Below are 21,151 nucleotides of genomic sequence, written 5' to 3' on the forward strand. Positions count from 1 at the left end.
GTCGCCGCGCCTGGTCGGTTCCGCCAGTGGCTCGTCCTGGCCCGCGGGTCCGCTCGGGTCGACCGCCCCTCGGCGGCGGATGGCGCCCGCTCTCCGCGATACACCTCAGCGTCTGCACGAGGCGGCGCGTCGAGGTTTCCGGCCCGGTCCGGCCGGACATCGCAGGCGCACAGGGAAGGGGGAGCGGATGGACCTCTGGACGGCTCCGGGGCCGCCCGCGGTGGTGGGCCCGGTCCGCCGGCCGGTACGCGGCTCGGCGCTGGCGCGCCTGCTGCGCACCACCGACGCCAAGCAGATCGGCGTCCTCTACCTGACCACGGCGTTCGGCTTCTTCCTGGTGGGCGGGCTGCTGGCACTGCTCATGCGGGCCGAGCTGGCCCGTCCGGGCATGCAGCTCCTCTCGCCCGAGCAGTACAACCAGCTGTTCACCATGCACGGCACGATCATGCTCCTGCTCTTCGCCACCCGATCGTGTTCGCCTTCGCGAACTACCTGGTGCCGTTGCAGATCGGCGCGCCCGACGTGGCGTTCCCGCGGCTGAACGCGTTCGCCTACTGGCTGTACCTGTTCGGCGGGCTGCTCGTGCTGGGCGGGTTCGCCACACCGGGCGGCGCGGCCGACTTCGGGTGGACGGCCTACCAGCCGCTCGCCGGGCCCGCGCACTCGCCGGGAACGGGCGCCAACCTGTGGTTGATCGGCCTGGTGATCTCCGGGCTCGGGACGATCCTCGGCGCGGTCAACCTGATCACCACGGTGCTGACGTTGCGCGCTCCGGGCATGACCATGTTCCGGATGCCGATCCTCACCTGGAACATCCTGGTCACCGCGGTCCTGGTGATCCTGGTGTTCCCGCTGCTGGCCGCCGCGCTGCTCGCGGCGCTCGCCGACCGGCAGCTCGGCGCGCACGTCTACGACGCCGACACCGGCGGGCAGATGCTGTGGCAGCACCTGTTCTGGTTCTTCGGGCACCCCGAGGTCTACATCGTGGCGTTGCCGTTCTTCGGCATCATCACCGAGATCATCCCGGTGTTCTCCCGCAAGCCGGTCTTCGGCTACCGAGGGCTGATCGGCGCGACGCTGGGCATCGCGGCGTTGTCGATGAGCGTGTGGGCGCACCACATGTTCGCCACCGGCCAGGTGCTGCTGCCGTTCTTCAGCTTCCTGAGCTACCTGATCGCCGTGCCCACCGGGATCAAGTTCTTCAACTGGATCGGCACCATGTGGCGCGGGCAGATCACGTTCGAGACGCCGATGCTGTTCGCGCTCGGCTTCCTGGTCACGTTCCTGCTCGGCGGGCTCACCGGGGTGCTGCTGGCCAGCCCGCCGCTGGACTTCCATGTGCACGACTCGTACTTCGTGGTGGCGCACTTCCACTACGTGCTCTTCGGCACCATCGTGTTCGCCGTCTTCGGCGGCGTCTACTTCTGGTTCCCGAAGATGTTCGGCCGGATGCTCGACGAGCGACTCGGCAGGATCCACTTCTGGCTGACCATGATCGGCTTCCACACCACCTTCCTGGTGCAGCACTGGCTCGGCGCCGAGGGCATGCCGCGCCGGTACGCCGACTACCTGGCCCTGGACGGCTTCACCGCGCTGAACACGGTGTCCACCGTCGGGTCGTTCGTGCTCGGCATCTCGATGCTGCCGTTCCTGTGGAACGTCTGGCACTCCTACCGGTTCGGTCCCGTGGTGCGCGAGCCGGACCCGTGGGGCCACGGTCTCGCACTGGAGTGGGTGACGTCCTCGCCGCCGCCGCTGCGCAACTTCGACCGGATGCCGCGGATCCGATCCGAGCGGCCCGCGTACGACCTGCGGCAGGAACGGGCCGCGGCGGCGCTGCCCAGCCCCCGCGCCGCGGCGGACTGACCGATACCGGGCGGGAACGCCGGCGGGCTGGCAGGGTGGAAGCACCGATTCGGAAGGAACAGGACGGATGGGAAGGTACGCGCCGGTGCTGGCCATGCTCGGTCTGGCCGCCGCCGGAGTGGGCACGTTGTACCTGGCCCACCTGCGGACGGCGGTGGGCGCGCCGTCCACCGTCGCCGCGTTCCGGTCCGGGCTACCGCCCCACGAGCACGCCGTCTCCCGGTTCCACGTCCGCTGGTACGCGATCAGCCTGCTCTTCCTCGCCTTCGACGTGGAGATGCTGTTCATGTACCCGTGGGCGGTGGTGGTCGCCGACATCGGCACACCTGCCGTGGCGGAGATGTTCGTCTTCCTCGGCCTGCTGATGGCCGGTGTCGTCTACGCCTGGCGGGAGGGCGCGCTGCGGTGGGCCTGATCGACGACGTGCTGGCCCGCTGGGCGGCCCGCCGGCCGCACCTGCTGGTCGCGGCCGTGCCCGGCGCCACCGGCGCCCGCCTGGCCGTGGAGGCGCACGCCGACCGGGCCGGGTGGCCGGTCGCGGCGTCCCCGGCGGACGCCGACCTGCTGGTGGTCGCCGGCGACCCGGGAGCGGAGTTGGCGGCGGCGATCGAGCGGGTGTGGGAGCAGCTTCCGGGCCCTCGGGCCCGGGCGCGGATCACCGACCCGGCCGGGGCGGCGCCCGCGCTGCGCACAGCGGTCGCCCGGTTGACCGGGGCGGGCGGCAAGCCGCCGGACCCGGGGCCGGGGTGTGCGCGGGAGGGCGGCTCCTCGGCCGACCAGGAGGGAAGGCGCGGCCAGGAGGAAGGGCACGGCCAGGAGGGAAGACACGGGCCGGGCGCGGGGCATCGGGAGCACACGCGCCACGGGCAGGAGGCGAGCGGCGCGCGGCAGGCGGGTCACGGGCGGCACGGTGGCGGGTCGGAGCGGCCCGGCCACGGTGACCACGACGGGATGTCCATGCCGGGCGGGCTGATGATGGCCGAGCGGGCCGAGGACCGCGACGGGTTGAAGCTGGACGTGCTGCACCTGGCGCTCGGTCCGGTGCTGGCGGACTGGCCGGCCGGCCTGGTCGTCGAGGTGGCCGTGCAGGGCGACCTGGTGCAGTCGGCCGACGCCCGCGTGCTGCCCCCGGCCGACCCGTCGGCCGTGCGACCGTACCCGGACGTGGACCATCCCGGGCTGTGCCGGCGCCGGCAGGCCGTGGCGCACCTCGACTCGCTGGGCCGGCTCTGGGCGATCGCGGGCTGGCCGGCCGGCGCGGCCGACGCGCGGCGGCTGCGTGACGCGCTCGTCGACCACGTGCCGCTCGCCGCCGCGTACGCCGGCTTCGCCGCGCTGGACCGGCGGGCCCGGCGCTCCCGCGGGTTGCGCCTGGCCACCGACGGCCTGGGAGTGCTGTCGCCGGTCGCGGCGGCCCGCGCCGGAGTGGCGGCCCCGGCGGCGGTCTGCGGCGACGCGACCGCCCGGTGGCGGCACCGGCTGGCCGAGACGGACCGGCTGCTGGCCGGCGGCGAACCCGGTCCCGCGCCGGACGCGGCGGCGGTGCTGGAGCTGGCGGCCCGGCTCATGGTCGGGCTCGACCTGGCCGCGGCCCGGGTGGTGCTGGCTTCGTTCGACCCCGACCCGGACGGGCTGCTGGCCGCGGGGACCCGATCGTGACCGCCGGTCCGTGGTGGGGCGTCGTGCCGGCCGCCGGGATGGTGCTCGGCCTCGCGCTGGCCGCCGCGGTGCTGGCGGGCCTGCTCGACCCGGCCGGCGGCCCGACGCTCGCGCACCGCGCCGGGCGGCCGCTGTGGGAGACCGCCCGGCTGCTGCGGCAGCGACGGCGACGCGTGGTGGCGGCGGATCTGCTGCTGTGGCGGCTCGGGCTGGCCGGTCCGCTGGTGGTGGCGCTGCTCATGGTCGTGGTGGTGCCGTTGGGCGACCGGGTGGTGGCCGACCTGCCGGTCGGGGTGGTCTGGTTCAACGCGATGGACGTGCTGCTCTGGGCGGCGGTGTGGCTCGCCGGGTGGGGGAGCAACAGCGTCCACGGCCTGGTCGGGGGTTACCGGTTCCTGGCCCAGGCGCTCGGCTACGAGCTGCCGCTGATGTTCGCGCTGACCGCCCCGGCGGTGGCGGCCGGCAGCCTGCGGATCGCCGACGTGGTGGCGGCGCAGCGGGCGCTGTGGTTCGTGGTGTGGATGCCGGTGGCGTTCCTGGTTCTCCTCGGCGCGGTGCTCGCGTTCAGCATGTCCGGGCCGTTCGCCTATCCGGACGGGCGGGACGTGGCCGGCGGCGTGCTGGCCGAGCCGTCCGGCGTGGACCGGTTGGTCCTGCTCGCCGGCCGGTACGCGTTGCTGGCGGCGGGCGCGGCGACGGCGGTGGCGCTGTTCCTCGGCGGCGGGTCGGGGCCGCTGCTGCCGACGTGGCTGTGGAGCCTGCTGAAGACGCTGGCCGTGCTGGTGGCACTGGTGGCGGTGCGCGGCCGGGTGCCGGTGCTGCGGGCGGACCGGCTGATGCGCGTGGCCTGGCTGGTGGCGTTGCCCGCCACGCTGCTGCAGGTGCTCGTCGTGGCGGTGATCGTGGTAGGAAGGGGTTGAGGTGGCGGTCGTCGCCTTCGTCGTGCTGGCGGTGGTCGCCGTGGCGTCCGGCGTCGCCGTGTTCACGGTGGACTCGATGGCCCGGGCGACGTTCGCGCTCGCGCTGTCGTTCGTCGCGGTCGGTGGTGAGCTGCTCCTGCTCGACCTGGGCTACCTGGGCGTGGTGACCGTCCTGATGATGGTCATGGAGATGGCGATCATGGCGGTCTTCATGGTCATGTTCATGATGAACCCGGCCGGCCTGATGCCCATGTCGATGCTGCACAACCGCCGGGGCGCGCTGGCGGTCTCGGTCGGGGTCTTCGTCGTGCTGGCCGCCGGCTCCGTGCTCGTGCCGTGGCCCACCCGCCGCGGCGAGCCGCCCGCCGACCCGACCCGGGCCCTGGGCGAGGCGGTCATGGGCTCGAAGATGCTGGTCATGATGGCGGTCTCGGCGGTGCTGTTCGCCACCATGGTCGCCGCGCTGGTGCTCGCCACCGCCCGCGGCCGGTACGACCGTCCGGACTCTCCGGAGCGGCCGTGACACTGCCGATGTTCCTGCTGCTCGCCTCCGCGCTGTTCAGCGTCGGCCTGTACGGCGCGCTGAGCCAGCAGGCCGCCGTGATGGTGATGATGGGCCTCGAACTCATGATCAACGGGGTGATCGTGGCCGCCGCCGCCCTCTGGTGGTTCCTCGCCCCGCAGCAGCCCGACGGGCAGGTCCTGGTGCTGGTGGTGATCGCCGCGATGACCGTGGAGATGGCGATGGGCTTCGCCGTGGTGACCCTGCTGTTCCGGTCGAGCGACGCCGACATGACCGACATGGCGGGGGAGCTGCGGGGATGAGCGCGGCGCTGTGGGCCCTGGTCGTGCTCCCGGCCCTCGCCGGCGGGGCGCTGCTGCTGGTCGGGCGGCGGGCGGAGCGGGTCGCTCCGGCGTTGGCGCTCACCGTCGCCGCGCTGGTGGCCGGGCTGGCCGTCGCGGTGGCGCCGGCCCGGCCGGGCATCGACGCGCCGTTCCTGGCCGGCGCCCGCTGGGGCCTGGCCGTCGACGGGCTCGCCGCGCTCGTCGTCCCGGCAGTGGCCGCCGTGGCGCTGCTGGTGCTGGCGTACGCCGCCGCCGAGATCCGCTCCGACCGGTCCCGGTTCCACGGGCTGATGCTGGTGTTCCTCGCCGCGGTGCTGCTCACCGCCACCGCGACGACACTGCCCGTGCTGCTGCTGGGCTGGGAGATCATGGGCGCGATGTCGTACGCGCTGATCGCGTTCCACTGGCGACGCGACGACGCGGTCGCGGCGGGCGGCACCGCGTTCCTCACCACCCGCGTCGGCGACCTCGGGCTCTACCTGGCCGCCGGGGCCGGACTGGCCGGCGGCACCCTCGACCTGACCGGGCTCGCCGCGCTGCCGACCGGCTGGCGGGACCTGGCCGCCACCGGCGTGCTGGCCGCCGGCTTCGGCAAGGCGGCCCAACTGCCGTTCTCGTTCTGGCTGTCCCGGGCCATGCTCGGCCCGAGCCCGGTCAGCGCGCTGCTGCACTCGGCCGCCATGGTGGCGATGGGCGGCTACCTGCTCGTCCGCCTGCACCCGCTGCTCGTGGCGACCGGCTGGGCGGTGGACGTGGCCGCCTGGGGCGGCGCGCTGACCGCCCTGGCGCTCGGTGCGGTCGCGCTGGCCCAGAGCGACCTGAAACAACTGCTGGCCGCCTCCACCAGCGCCCAACTGGGGTACGTGGTGCTGGGCGCCGCCGTCGCCCCGGCCGGCGCCGTCGCGCACCTGATCGGGCACGCGGCCACCAAGGCGCTGCTGTTCCTCGCCGCCGGGGCGTGGCTGACCGCGCTCGGCACCCGGCGGCTGTCCGCGCTGCGCGGCGCGGGCCGCCGCCACCCGCTGGTGGGGGCCGGGTTCGCGGTGGGCGCCCTGGCGCTGGCCGGGGTGCCGCCGCTGGCGTTGTGGGCCACCAAGGACGAGGTGCTCGCCGGCGCCCGCGAGCGGTCCCCGGTGCTCTACCTGGTCGGCCTGGCCGGCGCGCTGCTCGCGGCCCTCTACGCCGGCCGGGCGCTCGCCCTGGTGCTGCGCCCGGTCCCGCCCGGCGCCGAGGCCGGGTACGACACCGAACGCGCCGGCACCCGCGAGGTGGCCGCCGGTCAGCGGGTGCCGCTGGTGCCGCTGGTGCCGCTGGCGGTGGGCGCGGCCGTGCTCGGCGCGCTGGCGCTCCCGCCGCTGTCGGGGGCGGTGGCCGGTGCCGTCGGAGCCGGTGCGGCGCCCCCGGTCCGGGGCGCCGACCTGGCCCTGTCCGGCCTGCTCGCGGTCGCCGGCGTGACGCTGGCGGTCGCCGCGCCGACCCGGCTGCCGGCCCCGGCCTGGGCCCGGGCCTGGCTGGGGCTCGACCCGGCGGCCCGGCTGCTGGTGGTCCGGCCGACGCTCGCGCTGGCCCGCGGGCTGGCCCGGTTCGACGACCGGGTGCTCGACCGGGCCGTGCACGCCGTGCCGGGCGCGGCCCTCGGTGCGGCGCGGGGGCTGGCCCGGTTCGACGACGCCGTCCTCGGTCGGGGGGTCGCCGCGGTGCCGGTCCTGACCCGGCGGGCGGCGGAGGCCCTGGCCCGGGTGGACGACCACGGGGTGGACGCCCTGGTGCGTCGGCTCGCCCGGGCGGCCCGCCGGCTCGGCGCGCTGGCCCGCCGGCCGCAGACCGGCCTGATCCACCAGTACTACGTCCAGGTGGTCCTCGTGCTGGGCGCCGCCGTGCTGATCCTGCTGCTGGCGAGGTGACCCGTGCTGTCCCTGATCGTCTTCGCGCCGCTGGCGGCGGCCGTGGTCCTGCTGCTCTGGCCCGGCCTGCCGGCGCGGGCGGTGTCGTGGGTGTGGATCGCGGTCACCGGCGTCGAGGTCGCGGCGGTGCTCGGCCTGTGGTGGGCGTACCCGGGGGAGGGGTTCGCGTTCGAGGTGGACCGGCCGTGGATCCCGGGCGCCGGGGCCGGCTACCACGTCGGGGTGGACGGGCTGTCGCTGCCGCTGCTCGCGCTCACCACCGTCGTCTTCGCCGCCTGCGCGGTGTACTCGCTGCGCCGCCAGCACCGGCCACGCCAGTTCGCCGCGCTCTTCCTCGCCCTGCAGACCACCTGCCTCGGGCTGTTCGTCGCGCTCGACCTGATCCTGTTCTTCGTCTTCTTCGACCTGTCCATCGTGGGCATGTACGCGGTGATCGCCGGCTGGGGGCACGGCCCGCAGGCCCGCCGCTCGGCGTTGACGTTCTTCCTCTACACGTTCCTCGGCTCGCTGGCGCTGCTGCTGGGCTTCATCGGCCTCTTCGTCGCCGCCCGCCCGCACACCTTCGACATGGTGGCGCTGACCCGGGACCCGCCGACTGAGGGCGTGGCCGGCGCGCTGGTGCTGCTCGCGGTCCTGCTCGGGCTGGCGATCAAGACGCCGACGTTCCCGTTCCACACCTGGTTGCCGCCGGCGCACACCGACGCCCCGGCCGCCGGGTCGGCCGTGCTGGCCGGGATCCTGCTCAAGATGGGCACCTACGGGTTCGTCCGGATCGCCATGCCGATGCTGCCGGACGCCTGGCGGCGCTACGCCGGGGTGGTCGTCGTGGTCGGCGTGGTGAGCGTGCTCTACGGCGCGCTGGTTGCGCTCGCCCAGACCAACTTCAAGCGGATGATCGCGTACACCTCGGTCAACCACATGGGGTACGTGGTGCTGGCCGTCGGCGCGGCCGGCCTGGTCGCCGGCTCGGACGCGCAGGCCCGCGCGGTCGCGGTGGCCGGCGCGGTCACCCAGATGGTCAGCCACGGGCTCATCACGTCGGCGCTGTTCCTGCTCGCCGGCGTCCTCTACGACCGGGGCGGCACCTACCGGATGGACGCCTACGGCGGGCTGGCCGGCGACACCCCCCGGTTCGCCGCGCTGACCGCGGTGGCGGCGTTCGCCAGCCTCGGCCTGCCCGGCTTCTCCGGGTTCGTCGCCGAGTTCCAGATCTTCGCCGGCGGCCTGGGCTCCGCGCCGGTGGCGGTGGCGATCGCGCTGCCCGGCATCCTCGTCACCGCCGGGCTGTTCCTGTGGGCGCTGCACCGGGTCTTCCTCGGCCCGGCCCGGCACCGCCTGTCGGCGACCGCCGACGTGACCACCGCCGAGACCGCGGCGGTGCTGCCGCTGCTGGCGCTCGCGCTGCTGATCGGCGTGTTTCCCCGACTGCTGCTGGACGTGGTGGAACCCGCCGCGCGCGTGATCACCGACCTGGTCGCCCGGTGAACGAGCGTCCGCTCGCGCTGCTGCCGGAACTGCTCCTGCTGGCCGGTGCGGTCACCACGCTGCTGACCGGGGCGTTCCTGCCCCGCGACCGGCAGTGGGTGGCCCGGCTGGTCGCCGCCGGCGCGCTGCTCGCGGCCGTGGTCGCCACGCTGCCCGCCGTCGGCGAGCGGACCACCGTCTACGCGCACAGCTACGCCCTCGACCCGGCCACCACCACCGCGCGGCTGCTCATTCCGCTGGCCGGGCTGCTGGTGGTGGGGATCGCCGCCGGCCGGGTCGCCGGCAACCGGCGGGAGACCGAGTTCTACGTGCTGACGCTGCTCGCCGTGCTCGGCGCGGTGCTGCTCGCCGGCGCGTCGGACCTGCTGCTGCTCGCCGTGGCGTACCTGCTGTCGTCGGTGCCGCTGGCCGGGCTGGCCGGCTGGGGCCGGGACCGGCGGGGCGCCGAGGCGGCGCTGAAGGTCTACCTGATGGGCGCGCTGGCCGGGGTCGGCCTGCTGGCCGGCGCGGCGCTGCTGACCGCGCTCGGCGGCGGGACGAGCGACTACGGCCGGCTCGGCGCCGGACTGGCGGGGGCCCCGCCCGCCGCCGTCGCGGTCGGGGTGGTCGGGGTGCTCGCCGGTCTGCTGTTCAAGATCGGCGCGGTGCCGGGGCACTTCTGGGTGCCCGACGCGGTGCAGGGCGCGTCGGTCCCGGCCGGCGCGTTGCTGACCACCGTGCCGAAGCTCGGCGGCCTGCTGGCGGCGTACCGACTGTTCGCCGTGGCGGTGCCCGCCGACGTGGTGGACTGGCCGCTGCTGGTGGCGGTGCTCGCGGCGGTCACCATGACGCTGGGCAACTTCGCCGCGTTCGGCCAGGCGGACCCGCGCCGGCTGCTCGCGTACTCCACCGTGGCGCAGGTGGGCTACCTGCTGATGGCCGTCGCGGTCGCCGGCCGCGCCGAGCGCGCGCTGCCCGCCCTGCTGGTCTACCTCGTCGGGTACGCGGTGACGAACCTGGGCGCGTTCGCGGTGCTGGCCGCCGAGCCGCACGACACCCTCGACGGCTACCGGGGGCTGGCCCGCCGTCGGCCCTGGCTGGCCGGGGCGCTGACGATCTGCCTGCTGGGACTCGTCGGCACGCCCCCGACGGCGGTCTTCGCCGGCAAGCTGACCGTGTTCACCGCCGCCTGGGACGGCGGGCTGGCCTGGTTGGTCGTGGTCGCCGCGGTCAACACCGTGGCCAGTCTCTTCTACTACCTGCGCTGGCTGGTGCCCACGTACACCCCGGCGGGGTGGTGCCCGGCCACCGACGGCCGGAGCGGCACGCTGGCGGCTGCGTCGGCGGCCGGGGTGGCGTTGGTCGGCGCGGTGTTGACCGTGCCGCTCTACCATCTGGTGCCCCAGGTGCTCGCCCACTGATCGGGTGCCGGCCCGGTTAACTCGGGCCTGGGCGGGTAGCGGCAGCGCACGGGATCCGCGGGGGACCCGGCGGGTCGGACCGGGATGGGGTGGCGGTGACGGGCTTCGCGCTCTACGTCGCCGCGCTGGGCGCGGTGGCGGTCCTGGCCGTGCTGTCCAACCGGCTCGCCGACCGGTTGCGGCTGCCCGCGCCGGCGCTGTTCCTGTTCGCCGCCGCGATCGTCTCCGACCTGTTTCCGAAGCTGAACGAGCTGTCCCTGTACGCGGTCCGGCACCTGGTCGAGATCGCGCTCGTGCTGGTGCTGTTCAGCGGTGGGATGAGCATGGGCTGGCGGCGGCTACGACCGTCGCTCGGGCCGGTCGCGCTGGTGGGTGTGCTCGGTACCCTGCTGACCGCCGGCGCGCTGGCGCTGGTGCTGCGCTGGGTGTTCGGGTTCGACTGGCTCGCCGCGCTGCTGGTCGGCACCGCCCTGTCCCCGACCGATCCGGCCGCAGTGTTCTCCGTGCTGGGGCGACGCACCGTCGTGGGGCGCAGCGGCACGATCCTGGAGGGCGAGTCGGGCGCCAACGACCCGGTGGGGATCGCGCTGATGGCGAGCCTGCTCGCCGCCGGGACCGCCGGCGGCTGGTCGGCGGTCGCCTCCGGGGCGGGGGAGTTCGCGCTGCAACTGGTGGTCGGTTCGGTGGTCGGGTTGGCCGGCGGGTGGCTCATCCTGCAGCTGATGCGCCGGGTGTCCCTGCCGGACAAGAGCCTCTACCCGCTCCAGGTGGTGTTCGCCGCCGTGTCGATCTACGGCGCGGCGACGCTGGCCCGGGGCTCGGGATTCCTCGCGGTGTTCCTCGCCGGCATCGTCGTCGGCGACGCCCGAGCGCCGTTCAAGCGGGAGATCCAGCGGTTCCACGGCGCGCTGGCCAGCCTCGGCGAGATCCTGGCGTTCGGCCTGCTCGGCCTGATCGTGTCGCTGCGCAGCATGGTGACCGAGCGCGCCTGGCTCACCGGCCTGGCGCTGGCCGTGCTGCTCACGTTCGTGATCCGGCCGATCGTGGTCGGCGGGCTGCTCAGCACGGTCCGGCTGCGCTGGGGTGAGCGGATCTTCGTGGTCTGGTCCGGCCTCAAGGGCGCGGTGCCGATCCTGCTGGGCACGTTCATCCTCACCGCCGACCTGGAACAGGACCTGCGGCTGTTCGACATCGTCTTCGCCGTGGTCGCGTTCTCGATCGTGGTGCAGGGCGGGCTGGTCCCCCTCGTGGCCCGGTGGTGCCGGGTGCCGATGCGGACCACGCCGCTGCAACCGTGGGCAGTCGGCATCCGGGTGCAGGGCGAGCCGGTCGGGCTGCGCCACTACACGATCGCCTCCGGCGCCCCGGCCGACGGCCGGCCCCTGTTCGAGCTGAGCCGGGACGAGGGCGTGTGGGTGAGCCTGGTCAGCCGCGACGGCGAGCAGCTCCGGCTCGGTCGGGCGACGGTGCTGCGCGCCGGCGACGAGGTGCTGGTGGCCGGCGGTGAGCAGCCCGCGGCGGAGCGGGTCTTCACCGGTCGGGACGAGTGAACGTTTGATGGGCGTCCCACCGGGTAGCCGGCGGCTCTCGGCAAGGGGGTGGGCCATGGACCGCGGCAAGCTCAGTGACGTGGTGGTGGGGGCCGCGGGCGACGTGGCCGGCAGCGTGGTGGACCCGAAGGCGGGCCTGGGCCGGTTGCGCTCCGCGCTCACCGCGCGCGGGTTGGTGACGCTGACCGTCGGTGCGTTCCTCGGCTTTCTCGCGGCACGGTCGATGCGGCGGTCCTGAGCCCGGCGGTCGGGGATGGACGCCGTCACCGCACTCGTCGGCCACCCGGGCTGGCTGGTCTGGGTAGGGGTGAAGGCGTTCCTGCTCTACCTGACCGCCGTGTTCGCGATGCGCCTCGGCGGACGCCGGACCCTCGCGGAGCTGTCCGCGTACGACTTCGTGGCGGCCGTCGCGGTGGGCGCGGTCGTCGGGCGGCTGCCCAGCGCGCCGGACGCCAGCTACCTGTCCGGCGCGGTGACGCTGGTGGCCATCCTGGCCGCCCACGCGCTGATCACCTGGGTGCGTCTGCGGCCCACCGGCCGGCGGCTGATCGAGAAGGGGCCGGTGGTGGTGGTCGCCCAGGGACGGGTGCTCACCGGCAACCTGCACCGCGCCGGCCTGACCCGGGCCGACCTGGACGGACTGCTGCGCGAGCACGGGGTGGGCGAGGTCGACGCCGTGCACCTCGCCGTGCTGGAGGGGCGGGGACGGCTGTCCGTGCTGCCCGGGGACACCGGGCGCGGGTGACGGCGGCCCGGAACCGGTCACCCTGGTGGGTTTGCGGTCCGGGAGGCCGGGTAGCCGCCGCCCCGTCCGCCCTGGTCCGCACTGTCCGGTGGGGCAGGTGAAACCCCGCTGACGCGGACAAGGACGGGTGAACCCCGGAAGAGGAGGACGACGTGCAGGAGATCGTGGGCGAGAGCCTGGCCCGCCGCCTGGTGGAGTGGGGGGTCGACACCGTGTTCGGCCTGCCCGGTGACGGCATCAACGGCCTGATGGAGGGATTCCGCCGGCAGCGGGAGAAGCTGCGGTTCGTGCTGGTGCACCACGAGGAGGCCGCCGCGTTCATGGCCACCGGCTACGCCAAGGCCACCGGCCGGCTGGGGGTCTGCTGCGCCACCTCCGGGCCGGGGGCGATCCATCTGCTCAACGGGCTCTACGACGCCAAACTCGACCACGTGCCGGTGCTGGCGCTCACCGGCATGCAGGAGACGTCGGTGCTGGGCTCGCACTACCAGCAGGAGGTGCACACCACCCAGCTCTACCAGGACGTCGCCTCGTACAACCTGATGGTGACCAACCCGCAGCAGATGCCCGCGGTGGTGGACCTGGCGATCCGCGACGCGATGAGCAAGCGGACCGTGGCGCACCTGACCTTCCCGAACGACGTGCAGGTGGCGCCGGCCTCCGACGACCCGTACCGGCACGTGAGCCCGGGCAAGCCGCCGATGAGCGCCGCCACGGTGTCGTACCCCCGGCTGCCGGCCGACCCGCGGGAGCTGGCGAGGGCGGCCGAGGTGCTCCGGGCCGGCCGGAAGGTCGCCATGCTGGTCGGCGTCGGCGCACGGGGCGCCCGCGAGGAGGTGTTGGCGGTGGCCGAGGCCCTGGCCAGCCCGATCGTCAAGACGTTGCCCGGCAAGCTGGTGGTGCCCGACGACCACCCGCTGACCACGGGCGGGCTCGGCCTGCTCGGCACCGCGCCGAGCGAGGAACTGATGGAGGAGTGCGACACGCTGCTGATGGTGGGCACCTCCTTCCCGTACGGGAAGTACCTGCCCGGCCCGGGGCAGGCGAAGGTGGTGCAGATCGACGCCGACCCGAGCCTGATCGGCATGCGGCTGCCGGTCGAGGCCCCGGTCTGCGCCGATGCCCGCCTGGCGCTGCGGGACCTGCTGCCGATGCTGGACCACGCCCCGGACCGGTCGTTCCTGGAGAAGTACCAGGGCAAGATGAACGACTGGCGGTCGGAGATGGGCAGCCTGGTGGACCCGGAGCGGTCGCCGATCGCGCCGCAGTACCTGATGGGCTGCGTCGACTCCGCCGCCGCCGACGACGCGATCCTCACCTGCGACTCGGGAACCATCGCCACCTGGTCGGCGCGGCACTGGACGATCCGCGGCGACCGCGAGTTCTACCTGTCGGGCAACCTGGCCACGATGGCGCCCGGCCTGCCGTACGCCATCGCCATGCAGCACGCCTACCCGGGGCGGCAGGTGATCGCGTTCGTCGGTGACGGCGGGTTCGCGATGCTGATGGCCGAGTTCCTCACCGCGGTCCGGCACGACCTGCCGATCAAGGTGGTGGTCAACAACAACAACTCGTACGGGCAGATCCTCTGGGAGCAGATCATCCTCGGCTACCCCGAGTACGCGGTGCGGCACCGGCAGCCGGAGGCGGACTTCTCCACCTGGGCGCGCGGCTGCGGCGCGTTCGGCGTGAAGGTGACCGACGCGAAGGCGCTGCCGGGCGCGATCCGGGAGGCTCTCGCGCACCCCGGGCCGGCGCTCGTCGACTGCGACGTGAACCCGAACGAGCCGCCGATGCCCGGCAAGATCAAATACGACCAGGCGAAACACTTCACCGAGGCGTTCCTGCGCGGTCAACCGCACAAGGTCGCCACCGTGGCGTCCGTCGCCCGCGACAAGATCAACGAGCTGCGCTCATGACCGAGGTGCTCCCCGACCCGGTCCTGCGTCCACCCGAGCCGACCCGCGACGTCGACCTGACCGCGCTCGCCGCCGACCTGCGGGCGGAGGTCGACGGCGAGGTCCGCTTCGACGCCGGCTCCCGCGCCGCGTACTCCACCGACGCCTCCAACTACCGCCAGGTGCCGCTCGGGGTGGTGGTGCCCCGCACCGTGGAGGCGGCGGTGGCCGCGGTGGCCGTCTGCCGCCGCCACGGCGCGCCGCTGACCTCGCGCGGCGGCGGCACCAGCCTGGCCGGCGAGTGCACCAACACCGCGGTGATCCTCGACTGGTCCAAGTACTGCCACCGACTGCTGGAGGTCGACCAGCGGGCCGGCACCTGCCTGGTCGAACCCGGCATCGTGCTGGACGAACTGAACGCCCGACTCGAACCGACCGGCCTGGAGTACGGGCCGCGCCCGGCGACGCACAACCACTGCACGCTCGGCGGCATGATCGGCAACAACTCCTGCGGCGCCACCGCGCAGCGCACCGGCAAGGTGGTCGACAACATCGTCGAACTGGAGGTGCTGCTGTACGACGGCACCCGGATGTGGGTGGGGGAGACCAGCGACGAGGAGTACGCCCGCATCCAGCGCGACGGCGGCCGCAAGGCCGAGATCTACCGGCGGCTACGGGCGCTGCGCGACGAGTACCTGGCCGACATCCGCACCCGCTACCCGCACATCCCCCGCCGGGTCTCCGGCTACAACCTGGACAGCCTGCTGCCGGAGAAGAACTTCCACGTCGCCCAGGCCCTCGTCGGCTCCGAGGGCACGCTGGTCACCGTGCTGCGCGCCCGGCTGAAACTGGTCCCCCGGGTCAAGGCCGACGCGATGGTGTTCCTCAGCTACCCGGACATCGCCGCGGCCGGTGACGACGTGCCGCGGATCCTGGAACACCAACCGATCGCGCTGGAGGGCATCGACGACAAGCTGGTCAGCTTCGAGCGGCGCAAGAACCTGCACCCGCACGCGCTGCACGAGCTGCCCGAGGGCGGCGCGTGGCTGATGGTGCAGCTCGGCGGCGACACACCCGACCAGGCTCGGGCCGCCGCCGACCGGCTGATCGCCGCCGTCCGTCGCGACGGTGGGCCGCGCGTGCACGAGTTCGCCGACCCGGCCGACGAGAAACGGATGTGGGGGGTCCGCGAGTCCGCGCTCGGCGCCACCGCCCACGTGCCCGACTCCGAGAACACCTGGCCCGGCTGGGAGGACTCCGCGGTCGCCCCGGACCGGCTCGGCGACTACCTGCGCGACCTGCAGGCGCTCTACCGCGAGTACGGCTACCAGCAGGCCTCGCTCTACGGGCACTTCGGGCAGGGCTGCGTGCACACCCGGATCCCGTTCCAACTGCGCACCGCCGACGGGGTCCGCGACTTCCGCTCCTTCGTCGAACGCGCCGCCGACCTCGTGGTCTCCTACGGCGGGTCGTTCTCCGGCGAGCACGGCGACGGGCAGGCCCGCGGCGAGCTGCTGCCGAAGATGTACGGCGAACGGCTGATCCGGGCGTTCGGCCAGGTCAAGGCGATCTTCGACCCGGACGACCGGATGAACCCCGGCAAGGTCATGCCGCCCTACCCGCTCGACAGCCACCTGCGCCTCGGCGTCGACTACGACCACGGCGGCGTGTCGACCACCTTCGCCTACCCGGACGACGGGGGCAGCTTCGGCGACGCGGTGCTGCGGTGCGTGGGCGTCGGCAAGTGCCGGCGGCACTCCGGCGGGGTGATGTGCCCGTCCTACATGGTCACCCGGGAGGAGGAGCACTCGACCCGGGGCCGCTCCCGGCTGCTGTTCGAGATGCTCGACGGCGCCGCTCGCGGCGGCGCCATCGGCGACGGCTGGCGCTCCGACGCGGTGCGCGACGCGCTCGACCTCTGCCTGGCCTGCAAGGGCTGCAAGGCCGACTGCCCGGTTAACGTGGACATGGCCACCTACAAGGCCGAGTTCCTGTCCCACCACTACGCCGGCCGGCTGCGCCCCCGCGCGCACTACTCGATGGGCTGGCTGCCGCTGGTGGCGACCGTCGCCGCCCGGCTGCCCCGCACGGTCAACGCCCTCGCGCACGCACCCGGGCTCGGCCGCCTGGCCAAGGTCGTCGGCGGGATCGACCGGCGCCGGGACATCCCGCTGTTCGCGGCGGAGTCGTTCCAGCACTGGTTCGCCCGGCGCACCCCGACCGGCGACGGCGCCCGGGGCGAGGTCGTGCTCTGGCCGGACACCTTCACCAACCACTTCCATCCGGCCGTGGCGCGGGCGGCGGTCGAGGTGCTGGAGGCCGCCGGCTGGCGGGTACGCGTGCCGGACGGCCCGGTGTGCTGCGGGCTGACCTGGATCTCCACCGGTCAGCTCGACGTCGCCAAGCGGGTGCTGCGGCGCAGCGTCGACGCGCTCCGTCCCCACCTGCGCGCCGGCACCCGGGTGGTGGGGCTGGAACCGAGCTGCACAGCGGTGTTCCGCAGCGACGCCCACGAGCTGTTCCCGGCCGACGACGACGTCACCCGCCTACGGGAGCAGACCGTCACGCTCGCCGAGCTGCTGCACGACCACAGCCCTGGCTGGCAGCCACCCCGCCTGGACGCGCACGCCCTGATCCAGACCCACTGCCACCACCACGCGATCCTCGGCACCGCCGCCGACCAGGCCGTGCTGTCCGCTGCCGGCGTCGACGCCGAGTTCCTCGACTCCGGCTGCTGCGGCCTGGCCGGCAACTTCGGCTTCGAGCAGGGCCACCACGAGGTGTCCGAGGCGTGCGCGGAACGGGTGCTGCTCCCCGCAGTCCGGGAGGCCGCCGACACGGACGTGATCCTCGCGGACGGATTCAGCTGCCGTACCCAGGTCGAGCAGAGCGCCTCCGCCGGCCGTTCCGCGCTCCACCTGGCCGAGCTGCTGCGGGCGGCCATGCACAACGACACCGTTCCCCGGCGCCCGGAACAGGGCTGGGGTGACCGGCCCCGACCGCCCGGCCCGATCACCCGCTGGGCGACGGCCGGTCTGGTGGCGACCGCCGGGCTGGCCGCGGCGGCCGCGTTGGCGCGCCGGTGGTCGCGGTGACCGGCGTCAGTCTCACCGCCGAGGCGTACCGGATCCCCACCGACGCCCCGGAGGGCGACGGCACCCTCGCCTGGACCGCCACCACGCTGGTGCTGGTCCGGGCGCGGGCCGACGGGCACACCGGGATCGGCTGGACCTACGGCCCGACCGCCGTGGTCGCGGTGGTGGCGGACCTGCTCGCGCCGGTGCTCACCGACCTCGACCCGGACGACGTGCCGGCGGCCTGGGACCGGATGCGCCGCCGGCTGCGCAACGCCGGCCGCCCCGGCGTCGCCGGGCTCGCCCTGTCGGCCGCCGACTGCGCGGTGTGGGACCTGAAGGCGCGCCGCCACGGGCTGTCGCTGGCCCGGCTGCTCGGCGCCGCCCGCCGGGAGGTGCCGGTCTACGGCAGTGGTGGCTTCACCACCTACGACGCCCAGCGGCAGCACCGGCAGCTCGCCGGCTGGGTGCACGAACAGGGCATCCCCCGCGTGAAGATCAAGATAGGGGAGTCCTGCGGCACCGCGGTGGAGCGCGACCTGGACCGGATGCGGCAGGCGCGCCGCACCATCGGCGACGACGCGGAGCTGTTCGTCGACGCCAACGGCGCCTACCAGCGCAAACAGGCGGTCCGCGTCGCGCACGCCGCCGCGGACCTGGACGTGCGCTGGTACGAGGAGCCGGTCAGCTCCGACGACCTACCCGGCCTCGCCCTGGTCCGCGACCGGGTCGCGGCCGACGTGACGGCGGGGGAGTACGGCTACGACCTGGTCTACTTCCACCGGATGGCCCCGTACGTCGACTGCCTTCAGATCGACGTCACCCGGTGCGGCGGCATCAGCGAGTTCCTCCGCGCGGCGGCGGTGGCGGACGCCGCCGGGATCCAGGTGTCCGGGCACTGCGCGCCGCACCAGCATCTGCCGGTCGCCGCCGCCACACCGAACCTGCGGCATCTGGAGTGGTTCCACGACCACGTCCGCATCGAGGCGATGCTCTTCGACGGGGCGCAGTCGCCGACCGGCGGCGCGGTGCCGGTGCAGCTCGACCGGCCGGGCAACGGGTTGGCGTTCCGCGCCGAGCAGGCCCAGCGGTTCCGGGTGGCCTGACATGACAGGTCGACCGCCGGGACGAGCGCTGCGACGCGCGGCACTGACCGGCCGCGTGGCCTGGGGCGCTCTGCTGCTGGTCGCTCCCGGCGCCCTGCTGCGGCCGGTCGGACCGGCCACCCCCGCCGCCCTGGCGACGCTTCGGGTACTCGGCGCCCGGCACCTGGTCCAGGCCGCTGTCACCGTGCGCCGGCCCGCACCCGGAACGTTCCTCGCCGGCGCGGCGGTCGACGCCGTCCACGCCCTCAGCACGCTCGCCCTCGCCGCCGTCGATCGGCGGCAACGGCACGCCGCGCTGGCCGACACCGCCGTCGCCGCCGTCTGGGCGGTGCTGGGCGCGACCACGGCACGACACGAGGAGGTGTCATGAGGGCCGAGGAACTGCACCAGCCGACCGGACGGGTGCTGGTCGTCGTCTGCGACAAGGGCGACGAACCGGTGACCGCGCTCGGCGACGCGCTGCGCCGGCACGACCTGCGCGCCGGACGGGTCACCGCCGTGGGCGGCTTCCGGGAGGCCGAGGTCGGCTGGTTCGACCGGGAGCAGGGCGACTACCGGCACATCCCGGTCCGCGAGCAGGTGGAGGTGCTGTCGCTGGTCGGGGACGTGGCCGCCCGGGACGGCGAGCCGGCCCTGCACGTGCACGCGGTGCTCGGCCGATCCGACGGCAGCACGGTGGGCGGGCACCTGCTCTGGGCCCGGGTGTGGCCGACGCTGGAGGTGATCGTCACGGAGGTCGCCCCGGAACTGGCCAAGCGGGTCGACCCGGAGACCGGGCTGGCGCTCATCGCCGGTGCCGGCCGGTAGACCCGGTCAGCGGCAGGGGTCGACCTGGCCGAGCGTCACCGCGGTCTCCAACATCAGCGCGTGCACGAACCCCTGGGGCAGGTTGCCGCGGAGCTGGCGTTGCCGCACGTCGTACTCCTCGGTGTAGAGGCCCGGGGGGCCGCAGGCGGCCCGGTTGCGTTCGAACCACCGGTTGGCGCCCACCGCGTCGCCCGCCTGCCACGCGGCCAACGCGGCGGCGAACCCGCACAGCAGGAACGCGCCCTCGGCGTCGCCGAGCGGCCGACGGTCCGGACGGAACCGGTAGAGATAGCCGTCCTGGGCCAGGTCCGCGACGACCGCCTGGTGGGTCCGGGCGGTGCGCGGGTCCTGCGGCGGAAGCGCCCCGCGGATGCCCGGCAGCAGCAGCGCGGCGTCGACCCGGTCGTCGTCGTACGCGCGGCGCCAGTGCCCGTCCCCTGCCAACCCGTGCGCAGCGGCGTCGGCCAGGATCCGGTCGGCCAACGCCGACCAGCGCGCGGCCGGGCGAGCCGTCGCGGCCCGCGCCGCCGCCCGCAGCCCGGCCACGCAGGTCAGCTTCGAGTGCGTCCACTGCCGGGGCGGCAGCTCCCAGATCCCGGCGTCCGGCTCCGCCCAGCGCCGCTCGATCACCTCGGCGGCCACCCGCATCGCGCGCCGGCCGTCGCTGTCGAGCCGGTCGTGGCGCTGCGCGGCCGCCAGCACCATCAGGACCTCGCCGAACGCGTCGAGCTGGAACTGGCCGCGTACCCAGTTGCCGGTGCGGGCACTCGCGCCCGGATATCCGGGCAGGCCGTCCAACGGCTGCTCCCGCGGCACGGGATCGCCGCCGACCGTGTACGCCGGCGCGAGCCCGTCCCCGTCGGCGAGCACCCGACCGGTCAGGAACGCGACGGCGTCGTCGAGCAGGTCGTACCGCCCGACCAGCGCGGCGGCCTGACCGGCGAAGGACTGGTCGCGGATCCACGCGTACCGGTAGTCGTAGTTGCGCCCCGCCATCGCCCGCTCCGGCAGTGCGGTGGTGGTGGCGGCGACCATGCCGCCACCCGGGCGGGTCATCCCGCGCAGCACCGCGTAGGCAAGCGTGGCGTCCCGGGCGGCCGGCCCGGACAGCGTCGGGACCACCGACGCCCAGTGGTGCTCGGTGGTGCGCCACAGCTCCCCGGGGGCCTCGCACGGCTGGTCGAGCGGGCCGGCCGCCAGCTCCAGCACCAGGTCGTGCCGGCCACCCGCCGGGACCGTCAGCTCACCGGCCAGGAAGCCCTGCCGGTCGCGGCGCAACCGGCCACCGCCCTGCAACCGCAGGTGCAGCCCACCGGTACGGGCCGACCACCGCTCGCCGTCCCGGGTCACGTCCCGCACCGGCTCCCGGCCGAAGCCGGCCCGCGGGTCCAGCACCACCCGCACCCGCGCCGGCTGCTGCAACGCGCGAACCTGGCGCAACAGCACCAACCGGCCCGCCTCCCCGGGGAAGACCAGCGCCTCCCGGGACTCCACGATCCCGTCGCCGGTGACCCACCGGCTGCGCCAGATCAGCGAGCCCGGCTCGTAGTGCCCGCCCCAGACGAACCGGTCCGCCGCCGGCGCGACCAGGTACCGGCCCGCCCCGCCGAGTAGCGCGCTGAACACCGCCGGGTCGGACCAGCCGGGCGCGCACAGCCACGCGACGTCCCCGCCGGGGCCGATGAGCGCGCCCCGGTGCCCGTCGGCGAGCAGCGCGTAGTCCCGCAGCACCGCCGGCGTGGTGCCGGTGGCTGGCTGGTCCATGGCTGTCGTCCCTCCCCTCGGCGTCCGTGGCGTGCGGTACCCGATCGTCCCGCGCCGACACGTCGGGGCCGCGCGAATCAGACGCGCCGAGGCGACTGGGTCGCCCGGCCGCGGGTAGTGCGGGCAG

17 protein-coding genes and 1 pseudogene are annotated in these 21,151 nt (G+C 74.6%); 17 read left to right on the top strand and 1 reads right to left on the bottom strand.

Annotated elements, in window-relative coordinates:
- Positions 1-187: 187 nt before the first annotated feature.
- The 17 genes and pseudogenes from ctaD (at position 188) to ACN27B_RS22025 (ending at position 19,260) form a co-directional block, all read left to right on the top strand.
- Positions 188-1,866: pseudogene (gene ctaD / locus ACN27B_RS21945) on the top strand (cytochrome c oxidase subunit I).
- 67 nt (positions 1,867-1,933) lie between these two features.
- Positions 1,934-2,281 (top strand): NADH-quinone oxidoreductase subunit A, encoded by a 348-nt coding sequence (locus tag ACN27B_RS21950; protein ID WP_098745244.1) that lies wholly within the window; start codon positions 1,934-1,936, stop codon positions 2,279-2,281.
- Entirely contained in the window at positions 2,272-3,525 is a 1,254-nt protein-coding gene (locus ACN27B_RS21955; protein ID WP_422741397.1) for a hypothetical protein, read from the top strand. The genes ACN27B_RS21950 and ACN27B_RS21955 overlap by 10 nt, the downstream gene beginning before the upstream one ends.
- A 38-nt stretch (positions 3,526-3,563) precedes the next feature.
- Positions 3,564-4,445, top strand: coding sequence for an NADH-quinone oxidoreductase subunit H (locus ACN27B_RS21960; protein WP_099164641.1), 882 nt, complete (start codon positions 3,564-3,566; stop codon positions 4,443-4,445).
- 1 nt (position 4,446) lies between these two features.
- Positions 4,447-4,968 carry an NADH-quinone oxidoreductase subunit J gene (locus ACN27B_RS21965; protein WP_099161442.1) on the top strand — a complete coding sequence of 174 codons (522 nt, stop codon included), beginning with the start codon at positions 4,447-4,449 and terminating at the stop codon, positions 4,966-4,968.
- An 8-nt stretch (positions 4,969-4,976) separates the two neighbouring features.
- Positions 4,977-5,270 carry an NADH-quinone oxidoreductase subunit NuoK gene (nuoK, locus tag ACN27B_RS21970; protein WP_369700202.1) on the top strand — a complete coding sequence of 98 codons (294 nt, stop codon included), beginning with the start codon at positions 4,977-4,979 and terminating at the stop codon, positions 5,268-5,270.
- Positions 5,267-7,195, top strand: a complete 1,929-nt coding sequence (locus ACN27B_RS21975) for a proton-conducting transporter membrane subunit (protein ID WP_422741398.1) — start codon at positions 5,267-5,269, stop codon at positions 7,193-7,195. Before nuoK ends, ACN27B_RS21975 begins: the two co-directional genes overlap by 4 nt.
- Before the next feature lie 3 nt (positions 7,196-7,198).
- Positions 7,199-8,680 (top strand): complex I subunit 4 family protein, encoded by a 1,482-nt coding sequence (locus ACN27B_RS21980; RefSeq protein WP_422741399.1) that lies wholly within the window; start codon positions 7,199-7,201, stop codon positions 8,678-8,680.
- Positions 8,677-10,080: an NADH-quinone oxidoreductase subunit N gene (locus ACN27B_RS21985; protein ID WP_422741400.1), complete on the top strand. Its 1,404-nt coding sequence runs from the start codon at positions 8,677-8,679 to the stop codon at positions 10,078-10,080. The genes ACN27B_RS21980 and ACN27B_RS21985 overlap by 4 nt, the downstream gene beginning before the upstream one ends.
- Positions 10,081-10,175: 95 nt before the next feature.
- The gene (locus ACN27B_RS21990) at positions 10,176-11,630 is read left to right on the top strand and encodes a potassium/proton antiporter (RefSeq protein ID WP_422741401.1); all 1,455 of its coding nucleotides are present in this window, start codon (positions 10,176-10,178) and stop codon (positions 11,628-11,630) included.
- 55 nt (positions 11,631-11,685) lie between these two features.
- On the top strand, positions 11,686-11,868 hold the full coding sequence (locus ACN27B_RS21995; protein WP_422741402.1) for a hypothetical protein: 183 nt from the start codon (positions 11,686-11,688) through the stop codon (positions 11,866-11,868).
- Between the two features lie 15 nt (positions 11,869-11,883).
- Positions 11,884-12,375: a DUF421 domain-containing protein gene (locus ACN27B_RS22000; RefSeq protein WP_099161436.1), complete on the top strand. Its 492-nt coding sequence runs from the start codon at positions 11,884-11,886 to the stop codon at positions 12,373-12,375.
- Between the two features lie 152 nt (positions 12,376-12,527).
- On the top strand, positions 12,528-14,294 hold the full coding sequence (locus tag ACN27B_RS22005) for a thiamine pyrophosphate-dependent enzyme (protein ID WP_422741403.1): 1,767 nt from the start codon (positions 12,528-12,530) through the stop codon (positions 14,292-14,294).
- On the top strand, positions 14,291-17,368 hold the full coding sequence (locus ACN27B_RS22010) for an FAD-binding and (Fe-S)-binding domain-containing protein (protein WP_422741404.1): 3,078 nt from the start codon (positions 14,291-14,293) through the stop codon (positions 17,366-17,368). Before ACN27B_RS22005 ends, ACN27B_RS22010 begins: the two co-directional genes overlap by 4 nt.
- Positions 17,365-18,453 (top strand): enolase C-terminal domain-like protein, encoded by a 1,089-nt coding sequence (locus ACN27B_RS22015; protein ID WP_099164640.1) that lies wholly within the window; start codon positions 17,365-17,367, stop codon positions 18,451-18,453. Before ACN27B_RS22010 ends, ACN27B_RS22015 begins: the two co-directional genes overlap by 4 nt.
- Position 18,454: 1 nt before the next feature.
- A complete protein-coding gene (locus tag ACN27B_RS22020) occupies positions 18,455-18,823 on the top strand; it encodes a hypothetical protein (RefSeq protein ID WP_422741405.1) in 369 nt (122 codons plus the stop codon).
- Positions 18,820-19,260: a PPC domain-containing DNA-binding protein gene (locus tag ACN27B_RS22025; RefSeq protein ID WP_098745225.1), complete on the top strand. Its 441-nt coding sequence runs from the start codon at positions 18,820-18,822 to the stop codon at positions 19,258-19,260. The genes ACN27B_RS22020 and ACN27B_RS22025 overlap by 4 nt, the downstream gene beginning before the upstream one ends.
- Before the next feature lie 6 nt (positions 19,261-19,266).
- On the opposite strand, the gene ACN27B_RS22030 is transcribed toward ACN27B_RS22025, so the two are convergent.
- Positions 19,267-21,024: a glycoside hydrolase family 15 protein gene (locus ACN27B_RS22030; protein ID WP_422741406.1), complete on the bottom strand. Its 1,758-nt coding sequence runs from the start codon at positions 21,022-21,024 to the stop codon at positions 19,267-19,269.
- Positions 21,025-21,151 lie beyond the last annotated feature (127 nt).

The sequence above is a fragment of the Micromonospora sp. WMMD754 genome (genome assembly GCF_049315235.1).
Classification (GTDB): domain Bacteria; phylum Actinomycetota; class Actinomycetes; order Mycobacteriales; family Micromonosporaceae; genus Micromonospora; species Micromonospora sediminicola.